Genomic DNA, 12267 nt, shown 5'->3' with positions numbered 1-12267 from the left:
TCAGCTTCACGGGCCCCTGAGCTGTCCGGTCCTCACGGATCTCGAAGTCCAATGCATCCCCTGAGCTGGGGTGTTGCAACGACTCCTAGAACCCAAGGTGTGAGCGGGCGGGCCCTTCGTCGTGTGCGCGTGCGGGCGGGTGTGCGGGTGGGGGTGACTCTCAGCACCCGCCCTTGAGGGCGCTCTCCGGGAGGTACTGGTCGGCCCAGACGGCCAGTTCGTCGAGCGCGGGCCGCAGGGCCGCGCCCGCGTCGGTGAGGCGGTAGCTCACGCGCAGCGGCGGGCCCGCGTCGACCTCGCGCAGGACCAGGCCGGCCTCGGTCAGCTCGGTGAGGCGGTCGGAGAGCATGCGTTCGCTGATGCCGGGGACGGCGCGGCGCAGTTCGGAGAAGTAGGCGGGGCCGCCGTGGTTGAGCACGCCCACGAGCAGGCCCGTCCAGCGCTTGCCGAGCAGCGTGAACACCCGGGTGAGGGCCGGCTCGACGTTGCAGCAGGTGCGCTGTTCGGCGCACGCGCCGGAAGCGGCCGGTTGGCGGTCGGTCACTACCTCGTGCTCGGACATGGCTCCAGCCTACCTGACCGTTCCCTAGTGACTGCAGAAAAGTAAGCTGCTACGTTAGTTGCAGCTGCGAGGGAAACGGCAGCTACTTATCCGATGGAGGTACCGTCATGCCCACCCTGCTCCACATCGACTCGTCCGCCGTCGCCGACGGCTCCGTCTCCCGCGAGGTCTCGGCGGCGTTCCGGGCCGCCTGGCAGGCCCAGCACCCCGAGGGCACGGTGGTCTACCGCGACCTCGCCGCCGATCCGGTCCCGCACCTCGACGTGCACGGGATCTCGGCGACCTTCGTCCCCGCCGGGGGCCGCACCGCCGAGCAGGACGCCGCGCTCGCCCTGCGCGAGGAGCTGATGACCGAGCTGGAGCAGGCCGACGCGATCGTCATCGGCAGCCCGATGTACAACTTCACGATCCCGTCCACCCTCAAGGCCTGGCTGGACCAGGTCATCCTGATGGGCCGCACCGCCGGCGAGACGCCCTCCGCCAAGGGCACCCCGGTCACCGTGGTCGCCGCCCGCGGCGGCTCCTACGCGCCGGGCGCGCCGCGCGAGCCCTACGAGTTCGTCACCACCTACCTGGAGAAGGTGCTGACCGGGATGCTCGGGCTCGAGGTCGACTTCATCGTCCCCGAGTTCACCCTGGCGCCGAAGGTGCCGGCGATGGCCGACTTCGTCCAGAACGCCGCCGACTCCAGGGCCCGCGCGCTGGAGGACGCCGCCCGCAGGGCCAAGGAGCTCGCTTCCTGAGGCCCGGCCGGTCCGCTGACGTGACCCTCGCCGGAAGGCGCGCCCCCACGGGCGCGCCTTCCGCGTATTCGGGCGCCCGTTCTCCCATGCTGTAGGGCGCAGACCGGTGGGGCGCAGAGAGCCCGACCGCCGACCAGAGGGAGCAACCCGTGACGTCGTCCCCGTCCGAGGAGAGCGCCGACGCGGACCGCGCGGAGACCGGGGAACAGCCCGTCCGGCCCTTGGAGATCGACGTCTTCACCGGCCCCGAGTCGGCCTTCTTCGCCACCTCCACCCTGATCCTCGGCGAGCGGACCGCGATCCTGGTCGACGCCCAGCTCACCCGCAGCGCCGGACGCGAACTCGCCGAGTGGGTGGCCGGCAAGGGGCGCCGCCTGCTCGCCATCGTCGTCACCCACCACCACCCGGACCACTACTTCGGTGCCGAGGAGGTGCTGAGGCTCTTCCCCGAGGCCCAGCTGCTCGCCGCACCGGCGGTCGTCGACGGCATCCACCGCACCGTCGCCGCCAAGGTCGCCCAGTGGAAGCCCGTGTACGGCGACGACATCCCCGACCACCCGCTGATCCCGGCCCCTCTGCTGCCGCAGCCGCTGATGCTCGACCGCCAGGTGATCCCCGTGCTCATGCTCGGGCAGGGCGACTGCGGCGACTCCACCGTCGTCCACGTTCCCAGCATCCGCACCGTTATCGCCGGTGACTTCGTCTACAACGGCACCCACGTGTGGACCGCCGACACCACCCCCGCGCAGCGCGTCACCTGGGGACACAACCTCGGACGGATCGCCGACCTCGACGTCGACCGGGTGATCGCCGGGCACCGGGCGCCCGAGCAGGGAGACGACGCGACCCGGGTGCTCGCCTTCACCGGCGAGTACCTGCAGGACTTCGACCGGCTGCTGGCCGAGCACCCGGACGACGCCGAGGCACTGGTCACGGCGGTGAACGAGCGGTACGGGGAGCTGACGCTGCCGGTCGTCCTGGAGCTGAGCGCGGCGGCGAACGTCGGGCGGGCGGTCGAGGAGACGGCCGAAGAAGCGGAGGAAGGGGCGGCGGACGCGGGGGAGGACGCGGCCGGGTAGGGCGGATACTGGCCGCATGACGCCGTACGACGTGATCGTTCCGGCGGGCGGGGCCGCCCGGCGCCTCGGCGGTGCCGACAAACCCGGGCTGACCGTCGGCGAGACCACCCTGCTCGACCGGGTGCTCGCCGCCTGCACCGGAGCCCGCACCACCGTCGTGGTCGGCCCGGACCGGCCCACCACCCGCACCGGCGTCCGCTGGACCCGCGAGCAGCCGCCCGGCGGCGGGCCGGTCGCCGCCGTCGCGGCCGGGCTCGACCTGGTCGACGCCTCGACGGTGCTGCTGCTCGCCGCCGACCTGCCGTTCCTCGACCGGCGCACGGTCGAGCGGCTCGTCACCGCCCTCGACGACGCGGAGCCCGAGGTCGAGGCGGCCGTCCTGGTGGACGCCGGCGGCCGCGACCAGCCCCTCGCCGCCGCCTACCGCACCGCCGCCCTGCGCCGCGCCCTGACCGCCCTCGGCGACCCGTCCGGCCTCCCGCTGCGCCGTCTCACCGGCGGCCTGGGCCGGCTGCTGGTCGCGGACACGGACAACGTGGCGTACGACTGCGACACGTGGGAGGACCTGGAACGGGCCCGTGAGTGGGACCGGGACGGGAAGTGAGGGGAGGAAGGGGGTGGCGGCGGCCCTCGCAGCGGGTGCTGCGGCGGGACTGCGGCGGGTGCTCACCTGGCGGCGGGCGGGGGCGTGAGGGAAACGACGCGCCCCGCACACCGGGGGAACATCACGGGGAAACCGCCGATCAGGCAGCATGGGGCGCATGGAGCGCACGCTGGATGACTGGATCGCGGAGGTCCGCGCCGAACTGGGGATCGACCTGGACGTCGATGTCCGCGGCCTGCTGGACCTCACCCGGGTGGTCGCGCACGGGGTGGCCAGGCCGGCCGCGCCGCTGACCGCCTTTCTGATCGGGTACGCGGCCGCCCAGCAGGGCGGCGGCCCCGAGGCCGTCGCCGAGGCGGCCCGCCGCACCGCTGTGCTCGCCGAGCGCTGGAGTGCGTCGGACGGGCCGGACGGGCCGACCGGGCCGGACGGGCCGGGCCGGCAGTGACGGCCGTCGAGGAGACCGCCGTGACCGTGCCCCCGGCCGGGCCCGGCACCATGGCCTGGCCACTGGCCCGCGAGACCGCCCGCCGGGCCGGGCTGCGCCCGCTGCCGCCGGTCGTGCTGCCGCTCGCCGCCGCCCTCGGCCACACCCTCGCCGAGCCGCTGGCCGCCCTCACCGACCTGCCCGCCTTCGACACCTCCGCCATGGACGGCTGGGCGGTCGCCGGCCCCGGCCCCTGGCGGGTCGCCGGGCGGCTGCTGGCCGGGCGGGCCGCCGTCGCGCCGCTGGCCGACGGCACCGCCGTCGAGATCGCCACCGGCGCCCAACTGCCGCCCGGTGCCACCGCCGTGCTGCGCCGCGAGCACGGCTCGACGGACGGCGCGCTGCTGCGGGACTGCGGTCCCCGGCCGACGACCACCGGTCAGGACGTCCGTCCGCGCGGCCAGGAGTGCCGCCGGGGCGAGGCATTGCTGCCCGGCGGCACCCCCGTCGACGCGGCGGTGCTCGGCCTCGCCGCCGCCTGTGGCCACGACCGGCTCCAGGTCCGCCGCCGCCCGGTCGTCGAACTCCTGGTCCTCGGTGACGAGTTGGTCGCGTCCGGGGTGCCGGGGCCCGGTCTCGTCCGGGACGCGCTCGGGCCGATGCTGCCGCCGTGGCTGCGGGCGTGCGGTGCCGAGGTGGCCGGGGTCCGGCCCGTCCGGGACGACTTCGGGCTGCTGCGGGACGCGCTCCGGCACTCCACCGCCGACGTCGTCGTCACCACCGGCGGCACCGCGGCCGGCCCGGTCGACTTCCTGCACCGTGCGCTCGACGAGGTCGGCGCCCGGCTGCTGGTCGACGGCGTCGCCGTCCGCCCCGGCCACCCGATGCTGCTCGCCGAACTGCCACCGGGCCGGCTCCCGGGCGAACTCCCCGGCGGGCGCCACCTGGTGGGCCTGCCGGGCAACCCGCTGGCCGCCGTCGCCGGCACCGTCACGCTCGCGCTGCCGCTGCTGCACGCCCGCAGCGGCCGGCCCGCCGGCGGCCCGGCCCCCGCACCCGCCGCCGTCACGCTGGCCGGGCACCCGGCGGACACCCGGCTGCTGCCCGTCCGGCGCACCGCCGACGGCGTCGCCCCGCTCGCCTTCGACGGGCCCGCCATGCTGCGCGGCCTGGCCCGGGCCGAGGCGCTCGCCGTCGTCCCGCCGGGCGGTGCGCGGGCCGGCGACCTCGTCGAGCTGCTGGAGGCTCCGTGAGCGAGCGGTGGGCCCACGTTTCCAGCCGGCGGCCAGGGGGATCCCCACCCGGCCGCCAGGCCGGGGGAGGGGCCGGCGCGTGAGCAAGCTCCTGCGCGGGCCGGCGCCGGGCACCGAACCGTGGGCGGACGCCGGGATCGTGCTGCCGGCCCGGCGCAGCGCGCCCGCCGTCCGGCAGGTCGGTTCGCGGCTGCTGCTCGCCCTCGCCGTCCTGGTCGCCACCACGGTGATCGTCTACCTCGACCGGGACGGCTACAACGACAACGCCGGTGGCGGGCTCGGCTTCCTCGACTCGGCGTACTACGCGACCGTGACGCTCTCCACCACCGGGTACGGCGACATCACGCCGTACAGCTCGGGTGCCCGGCTCACCAACATCCTGGTGATCACCCCGCTGCGCGTGCTGTTCCTGATCATCCTGGTCGGCACCACGCTAGAGGTGCTCACCGAACGCACCCGCCAGCAGTGGCGGTTGAACCGCTGGAGGTCCACCGTGCGCGAGCACACCGTCGTGATCGGGTACGGCACGAAGGGCCGCAGCGCCGTCGACACGCTGCTCGGGCAGGGCGTGAAGAAGGACGAGATCGTCGTCGTCGATCCGCAGCGCAAGGTGATCGAGCACGCCTCCCAGCACGGCCTCGTCGGCGTCGTCGGCGACGCCACCCGCACCGACACCCTGTTGCGCGCGGCGCTCCCGACGGCCGCCCGGATCGTCGTCGCGCCCGAGCGGGACGACACCGCCGTCCTGGTCACGCTGACGGCGCGCCAGCTCAACAAGGCCGCCACCGTGGTCGCGGCCGTCCGCGAGGACGAGAACGCGCCGCTGCTGCGGCAGAGCGGCGCGGACGTCGTCGTCACCAGCTCCAGTTCGGCCGGCCGGCTGCTCGGGCTGTCCATGCTCAGCCCGCACGCCGGGGCGGTCATGGAGGACCTGCTCACCTACGGCAACGGCCTGGACGTCGTCGAGCGGCCGGTCACCCGGGCCGAGGCCGGGCGCAGCCCGCGCGAGTGCGAGGACCTCGTGGTGGCGGTGGTCCGCGGCCGGCGGGTGATCAACTACACCGAGCCGGAGGCCGCCGTGCTCCGGCTCACCGACCGGATGATCGTCATCAAGTCGGCGGGGTGACCAGGGGCCTGTCGTCGAACCCCCGTCTGCCGCGCGACGCTCCCCCAGCCTGACGGCCGGGAGGTGCCTCCACCGCATCGCCTCCCTCCTCCGCCTTGCGGTCACGGACCCCCGACGCCGCGCGGCCCGACCTCCGGGCGGGCGACGGGAGTTCGAAGACAGGACCCAAGCCGTTGCCCCGGGCCGGGAGCGGCGCGCAGTAGGTTCGGGGCATGCATGCGATGACGATTCCCGTACCCGGTGGTCCCGAGGCGCTCGTCTGGGCGGAGGTGCCGGACCCGGTGCCCGGTGACGGCGAGGTGCTGGTCGACGTGATGGCCACCGCCGTCAACCGGGCCGACCTGCTCCAGCGGCAGGGCTTCTACAACCCGCCGCCCGGCTCCCCGGTGTACCCCGGGCTCGAATGCGCCGGGCGGATCGCCGCCCTCGGGCCGGGCGTGTCCGGCTGGGCGGTCGGCGACGAGGTGTGCGCGCTGCTGGCCGGCGGCGGCTACGCGCAGCGCGTCGCGGTGCCGACCGGGCAGCTGCTGCCGCTGCCGAAGGGACTCGGCTTCGAGGAGGCCGCGGCGCTGCCCGAGGTGGCCTGCACGGTGTGGTCCAACGTCTTCCTCACCGCGCACCTGCGGCCCGGCGAGACCGTGCTGGTGCACGGCGGCGCCAGTGGCATCGGGACGATGGCGATCCAGCTGGCCAAGGCCGTCGGCGCCCGGGTGGCGGTCACGGCGGGCAGTGCCGGGAAGCTCGCGCGGTGCGCCGAGCTCGGCGCGGACATCGTGATCGACTACCGGGAGCAGGACTTCGTCGAGGCGCTCCGGGAGGCCACCGACGGGGCCGGGGCGGACGTGATCCTCGACATCATGGGCGCCAAGTACCTGCAGCGGAACGTCGACGCGCTCGCCGTCAACGGGAGGCTGGTGATCATCGGGCTGCAGGGCGGGGTGAAGGCCGAGCTGGACCTCAACACGCTGCTGCGCAAGCGCGGCGCGGTCGTCGCCACCAACCTGCGCGGGCGGCCGCTGGCGGAGAAGGCGGCGATCGTGGCGGCGGTGCGGGAGCACGTGTGGCCGCTGGTCGAGTCTGGCGTGGTCAAGCCGGTGGTCGACCGGGTGCTGCCGCTGACGGAGGCGGGGGCCGCGCACCGGGTGCTGGAGCGGGGGGAGCAGGTGGGCAAGGTCGTGCTGCGGGCCTGAGGCTCGCGGGTGCGGCGGCGGGGGTGCCCGCGTGGCGTCCGAAATGCCCTGATTGCCGGAATGTGTGAGGCTGGTCCGGAGCTGTCCCGCCGCCGACCCCGCCCCGCGCGGTCGGCCGTCGGAAGGACCTCCGACCGTGGCCGCACCAAAGCACGCGCACCTCGGGCCGCTGCCCGCCGCTCCCTCCCGCCGCCCCGCCCGGGCCCGCCGGCTGGCCGCGGCGGCCGTGCTCGGGCTGGTCCTGCCGCTGGCCGCCGCGACGGTGGCCGTCGCCGCCCCCGGCCCGGGGGCGGCGAGCTCGGCGGAGGCCTCGGACCGGGCCGACGGCCCGGACCGGTCGGGCGGGCCGGACGGCTCCGACTGGTCCAGGGGCACCGTCCCGTCCGCCGCGCCGCCGGAGCGTGCGGCCATCCACGCCCGCCCGGACGACTGGGACCCGCGCGCCCACCGCCACCGGCCCGCCGCGCCGGAGCAGGCGCCGGACACCTCGCCGCAGCAGTCGCCGCAACAGTCGCCGGACACCTCGCCGCAACAGTCGCCGGACCAGGCGCCGGCCCAGGCGTCCGAGGGGGCCGTCGAGCAGGCCCCGGACCAGTCCGCCGAACAGGCCCCCGAGACGGGCGACACCGACGCCCCGGACGCCCCGGCCGACGACGCGGCCCCTGACACCGCCACGACGGCCACCACGCAGGCCATCGCCGCCCCCACCGTGATCCCGGCCCGCTGGGGCGACGCCTCCACCCTGCAGCTCCCCCTCGGCGCCGGCCTGAGCCTCATCGGCTGCGGGCTCGGCCTGGTCGGCCTGCGTCTGCGCAGGGGCTGGTAGGCCGCCCGGCGGGAGACGGCCGGTGGGGCGGGGAGGCCCGTGCGCGAGGGGCGCGGATCCGGCGGAGGGGGCCGGTGCGGCGCGCGTGGGTGTGGGGGAGGTTGTGTGCGGGGTTGCGGTGGATCGGGGGTGGTGCGACGGTGCGGCGCGCGAGAACTGAGTATCCGTACGGATTCCCGGGGGCCGGCCTGGGCGTACTGTCGGGACCGGCCGTGCGGGCCGGGGGCTTCCGCCCGACCAACCCCAGTGAGAGAGAATGTTGTTCATGACGAATCCGATGAACGAGAGCTCGTCGCAGGACGGCCAGAAGGTGCTGATCCTCGGACCGGACGGGATGCCGGTGGGCCAGGGGTTCGCGGGCCCGGCGGGGGACGACGAGGGCGAGGGGCCGCGCGAGCTCCCGGTGACCGAGATGGTCGAGCAGCCCGCCAAGGTCATGCGGATCGGCAGCATGATCAAGCAGCTGCTGGAGGAGGTCCGGGCGGCGCCCCTCGACGAGGCCAGCCGGGCGCGGCTGAAGGACATCCACGCGAGCTCCATCAAGGAGCTGGAGCTCGGCCTGGCCCCCGAGCTGGTCGCGGAGCTGGAGCGGCTGTCGTTGCCGTTCACCGAGGACTCCATCCCGACCGAGGCGGAGCTGCGGATCGCGCAGGCCCAGCTGGTCGGCTGGCTGGAGGGGCTGTTCCACGGGATCCAGACCGCGCTGTTCGCTCAGCAGATGGCCGCGCGGGCGCAGCTGGAGCAGATGCGCCGGGCGCTGCCGCCCGGTCTGCACGGCGGCGAGCCGGACGAGGACGAGCCCGGTCAGGGCCGCGGGATCCGCTCCGGCCCGTACCTGTAGGCCCACCCGTGGGCCACGGGCCGCACCCGCGGGCCGCGCCCGCACGGCCGCACCCGCCGGTCGTACCGGGACGGCCCGCCGCCGGGCGGGCTACCGGCGGGTAGCCGCCGGGCCCGGGAGCGAGGACCGGCCCTGGACCGATCACCGTCGGCGAGAGCCGATACCCTGGCCCCCTGTCGCAGGCCGGTGCAGCCGCCGCGGCAGGGGACCGGGCCGGCCGACGGGCCCGGACCGCAGCACGCACGGACGAGACCGAACGTCACGGTCGCGGCGGTGACGCCCGCGCCGAGGGGGAGCAGCAGATGAGCGAGCACGGCAACGCGGCGGTCGAGGGCTACTCCCTGGGCAACGGCCGCTACGTGTTGCAGCGGCTGCTGGGCGAGGGCGGCATGGCCTCCGTGCACCTCGCGTTCGACAGCGTGCTGGGCCGCCAGGTCGCGCTGAAGAGCATGCACAGCGAGCTGGGCCGGGACGACTCGTTCAAGGAGCGGTTCCGCCGCGAGGCGCAGGCGGTGGCCCGCCTGGAGCACCCGAACATCGTCACGGTGTACGACAGCGGTGAGGACGTCGCCCCCGACGGCTCCAGCACGCCGTACATCGTCATGCAGCTGATCGACGGCAAGGGCCTGCGCGAGACGATCAACGAGGCGGTCGCGCAGTACGGCGCGATGCCGACCGAGGAGGCCCTGCGGGTCACCATCGGCGTGCTGAACGCGCTGGAGGCCTCGCACGACATGGGTCTCGTGCACCGCGACATCAAGCCGGGCAACGTCATGTTCGACCGCAAGGGCAACGTCAAGGTCATGGACTTCGGCATCGCCCGGGCGCTGGAGTCCGGCGTCACGTCGATGACCCAGACCGGCATGGTGGTCGGCACCCCGCAGTACCTGTCGCCCGAGCAGGCCCTCGGCAAGCCGGTCGACGCCCGCTCCGACCTGTACTCGGTGGGCGTGATGCTCTTCGAGATGCTCACCGGCCAGCTGGTCTTCGACGGCGACTCGGCGTTCTCGATCGCCTACAAGCACGTGCAGGAGGAGCCGCCGGCGCCGTCCACGATGAACCCGTCGATCCCGCCGGCGGTGGACGCGTTCGTGGCCCAGGCACTGCGCAAGGACCCGGCGCACCGCTTCGCGAGCGCCGAGGCCATGCGGGACGAGGCGGAGCGGCTGATCGCCGAGCTCAAGGGCGGCGGCGGGCACTCGCTGCAGGCGAGCACGCCGCTGGTGATCAACGAGGGCCCGCGCTCGGTGCACGCCGCGCCGCAGAACCCGGCCACCCCGCACCCGCAGTACCTCCAGCAGGGCGGTGCGCCGCAGCAGCCGCAGTACCAGACGCCGCCGCCGGCCTACCAGACCCCGCGTCCGCAGGCGCCGCAGACGCCGCACCCCTTCCCGCAGCAGCAGCCGCAGTACCAGACCCCGCCGCCGGCGTACCAGACGCCGCAGCCGTTCCAGCGGCCCGCGCACACCCCGCCGCCGCAGCCCGTGCCGCCGTACCGGCCGAACCCGGCCCCGGCGGCCGGTGGGGGCGGCTGCTCGACGGCGGCCGTGGTCATCATGATCATCATCGGGGTGCTCGTCCTGGCGGGCATCATCATCGCGATCGTGATCAACAAGGCGAACAACACCCACAAGACCACCTACGGCAGCGCCGCGCCGTCCGCCGTGGTGCTGGTGCTGGACACCCCCGACCGCTCCGGGCCGCGCTGACCGGTAGCGGCCGGATCGGGCGTGCCACGGCGCTCGCCGGAGGCGGTAGCGTTCGGGGATACGAAAGCGACAGGGCACCGCGATCCGAGCGAACGCCCGGGGCGAGGAGCGATGGCACAGACGCAGCATCCGGACGACGACGAGGGCGCCCGGGCGGCCGGCCGGACCGGCGGGGCCCCGCAGCCGAGCGCGCCCGGGAGCGACGCCGCGACCAGCGCGTTCCCGCCGGTGCCGCCCGGCGGCCCGCAGACCCCCGGGCGCGGCACCGCCGCCCCGCTGGGCACGGTCGGTGACGGCCGCTACCGGATGACCCACCGGCTCGGCCGCGGCGGCATGGCCGAGGTGTTCGCCGCCGAGGACATCCGGCTCGGCCGGACCGTCGCGGTCAAGCTGCTGCGCGGCGAGCTCGCCCAGGACGACATCGCCCGGGCGCGGTTCACCCGCGAGGCGCACGCCGTCGCGGCGCTCAACCACCACTCGATCGTCTCGGTCTACGACACGGGCGAGGAGTACTTCGGCGACGAGTCCACCCCGTACATCGTGATGGAGCTGGTCGAGGGCCGGACCGTCCGCGAGCTGCTGGTGGACGAGGCCGCGCCGCCGGTCGACCAGGCGCTGATCATCATCGCCGGGGTGCTGGAGGCGCTCGCCTACAGCCACCGGCACGGCATCGTGCACCGCGACATCAAGCCCGCCAACGTGATCATCACGACCACCGGCGCGGTCAAGGTGATGGACTTCGGCATCGCCCGCGCGCTGACCGGCGGGGCCACCACCATGACCCAGACCGGCATGGTGATGGGCACCCCGCAGTACCTCTCGCCCGAGCAGGCCCTCGGCAAGCCGGTCGACCACCGCTCCGACCTCTACGCGGCGGGCTGCATGCTCTACGAGCTGCTGACGCTGCGCCCGCCGTTCACCGGCGACACCCCGCTCTCGGTGGTCTACCAGCACGTCCAGGACCTGCCGGTGCCGCCGTCGCAGGCCAACAGCCGGGTGCCGGTCGGCCTCGACGGGATCGTGCTGCGCTCGCTCGCGAAGAACCCGGACGACCGCTTCCAGGACGCCGACGAGTTCCGCGCGCACGTCCAGCACGCGCTGCGCGAGATGCACGGCTCGGCCGGGGCCGGCTGGGCCGGCGCCACGGCCGGGCTGCCCGTGGCGGGGCCGGGCGACACCGGCGCCACGCAGGTGATCCGGCCGGACCAGACGGCGGCCACCGCGGCCTTCGGCGCGATCGGCGCGGGCGACGCGACCTCGGTGCTGCCGTACCACGGCGGGCGGCCGCCCGCGGGCCCGCACACCCCGTCCTCGCCCTACCAGGGCCCCGGCGGCCCGTACGACGGTGGCCACGACGACGGGGACGACGACGGGTACGGGCGGCGGCGCGGGCCGTGGGCCTGGGTGGCCGGCATCGCGGCCGTGCTGGTCGCGGCCGGCGTCGGCATCGCGCTCGCGCTCAGCGGCGGGGGCGGTGGTGGCGGTGGCGGCACCGACCTCGGTCCCAGCTCGCCCGCCCCGGCGGTGAGCAGCACCGACGCCACCACGCCGCCCGCGAGCGGCAGCCAGAGCCCGCCGGCCTCCAACACGAACAGCCGGAGGCCTTCGCAGCCGACCGACAGCGGCAACTACGGCGGCGGCAACGGCGGCAACAACATGTCGCCGCAGCCGACGAACAGGCACACGCAGAGCCAGACGCCGACGCCGACCGGGACGCACACCCCGACCGCCTCCTCGTCGGCGTCCAGCACCCCGACGACGGCGCCGTCGACGCCGAGCGGCGGCGGCAGCACGCCGACCGGCAATCCGGTCCCGAGCAAGTCGCAGCCGCCGGTGACGGTACCGGTGTCCCCGCCGGCGACGCCCTGACGGAACAGGTCGGAACGGGTCTCGGTCGGGTGAGTCGC

General features: G+C 75.3%; 10 protein-coding genes and 2 pseudogenes. 11 read left to right on the top strand and 1 reads right to left on the bottom strand.

Annotated elements, in window-relative coordinates; translation table 11 throughout:
- Window positions 1–160: 160 nt before the first annotated feature.
- Complete coding sequence (locus tag AB0C76_RS27060; protein WP_359970531.1) at window positions 161–562, bottom strand: helix-turn-helix domain-containing protein; 402 nt, start codon at window positions 560–562, stop codon at window positions 161–163.
- A gap of 107 nt (window positions 563–669) precedes the next feature.
- Between AB0C76_RS27060 and AB0C76_RS27055 the strand changes: the two genes are divergently transcribed.
- The 11 genes and pseudogenes from AB0C76_RS27055 to AB0C76_RS27005 all read left to right on the top strand — a co-directional run bounded on the left by AB0C76_RS27055 (window position 670) and on the right by AB0C76_RS27005 (window position 12229).
- On the top strand, window positions 670–1305 hold the full coding sequence (locus AB0C76_RS27055; protein ID WP_359970529.1) for an NAD(P)H-dependent oxidoreductase: 636 nt from the start codon (window positions 670–672) through the stop codon (window positions 1303–1305).
- 149 nt (window positions 1306–1454) lie between these two features.
- Window positions 1455–2384, top strand: a complete 930-nt coding sequence (locus AB0C76_RS27050) for an MBL fold metallo-hydrolase (RefSeq protein WP_359970527.1) — start codon at window positions 1455–1457, stop codon at window positions 2382–2384.
- 16 nt (window positions 2385–2400) lie between these two features.
- Window positions 2401–2964, top strand: a pseudogene (locus AB0C76_RS27045) (molybdenum cofactor guanylyltransferase); the annotation flags it as partial.
- Between the two features lie 193 nt (window positions 2965–3157).
- Window positions 3158–3436 (top strand): annotated as a pseudogene (locus tag AB0C76_RS27040) (DUF6457 domain-containing protein); the annotation flags it as partial.
- A 50-nt stretch (window positions 3437–3486) separates the two neighbouring features.
- Window positions 3487–4668 carry a molybdopterin molybdotransferase MoeA gene (locus tag AB0C76_RS27035; RefSeq protein WP_359970541.1) on the top strand — a complete coding sequence of 394 codons (1182 nt, stop codon included), beginning with the start codon at window positions 3487–3489 and terminating at the stop codon, window positions 4666–4668.
- A gap of 136 nt (window positions 4669–4804) precedes the next feature.
- Window positions 4805–5794: a potassium channel family protein gene (locus tag AB0C76_RS27030; protein ID WP_359970539.1), complete on the top strand. Its 990-nt coding sequence runs from the start codon at window positions 4805–4807 to the stop codon at window positions 5792–5794.
- 212 nt (window positions 5795–6006) lie between these two features.
- Window positions 6007–6984, top strand: coding sequence for an NAD(P)H-quinone oxidoreductase (locus AB0C76_RS27025; protein WP_359970525.1), 978 nt, complete (start codon window positions 6007–6009; stop codon window positions 6982–6984).
- A 136-nt stretch (window positions 6985–7120) separates the two neighbouring features.
- Complete coding sequence (locus tag AB0C76_RS27020; protein WP_359970523.1) at window positions 7121–7810, top strand: hypothetical protein; 690 nt, start codon at window positions 7121–7123, stop codon at window positions 7808–7810.
- 265 nt (window positions 7811–8075) lie between these two features.
- Complete coding sequence (locus AB0C76_RS27015; RefSeq protein ID WP_359970521.1) at window positions 8076–8651, top strand: bacterial proteasome activator family protein; 576 nt, start codon at window positions 8076–8078, stop codon at window positions 8649–8651.
- A gap of 302 nt (window positions 8652–8953) precedes the next feature.
- The gene (locus AB0C76_RS27010; RefSeq protein WP_359970519.1) at window positions 8954–10360 is read left to right on the top strand and encodes a protein kinase; all 1407 of its coding nucleotides are present in this window, start codon (window positions 8954–8956) and stop codon (window positions 10358–10360) included.
- A gap of 306 nt (window positions 10361–10666) precedes the next feature.
- Window positions 10667–12229 (top strand): protein kinase, encoded by a 1563-nt coding sequence (locus tag AB0C76_RS27005; RefSeq protein WP_359970537.1) that lies wholly within the window; start codon window positions 10667–10669, stop codon window positions 12227–12229.
- Window positions 12230–12267: the final 38 nt, after the last annotated feature.

This window comes from Kitasatospora sp. NPDC048722 (assembly GCF_040650235.1).
In the GTDB taxonomy this organism is placed as follows: domain Bacteria; phylum Actinomycetota; class Actinomycetes; order Streptomycetales; family Streptomycetaceae; genus Kitasatospora.
The sequence above is the reverse complement of the archived record's forward strand: the minus strand, read 5'-3'. Positions and strand labels throughout refer to the sequence as shown.

Coding starts and splice junctions, on each gene's coding strand:
- AB0C76_RS27055 (WP_359970529.1), top strand. CDS start 670: ATGCCCACCCTGCTCCACATCGACTCGTCCGCCGTCGCCGACGGCTCC.
- AB0C76_RS27010 (WP_359970519.1), top strand. CDS start 8,954: ATGAGCGAGCACGGCAACGCGGCGGTCGAGGGCTACTCCCTGGGCAAC.
- AB0C76_RS27015 (WP_359970521.1), top strand. CDS start 8,076: ATGACGAATCCGATGAACGAGAGCTCGTCGCAGGACGGCCAGAAGGTG.
- AB0C76_RS27060 (WP_359970531.1), bottom strand. CDS start 562: ATGTCCGAGCACGAGGTAGTGACCGACCGCCAACCGGCCGCTTCCGGC.
- AB0C76_RS27005 (WP_359970537.1), top strand. CDS start 10,667: ATGACCCACCGGCTCGGCCGCGGCGGCATGGCCGAGGTGTTCGCCGCC.
- AB0C76_RS27025 (WP_359970525.1), top strand. CDS start 6,007: ATGCATGCGATGACGATTCCCGTACCCGGTGGTCCCGAGGCGCTCGTC.
- AB0C76_RS27035 (WP_359970541.1), top strand. CDS start 3,487: ATGGCCTGGCCACTGGCCCGCGAGACCGCCCGCCGGGCCGGGCTGCGC.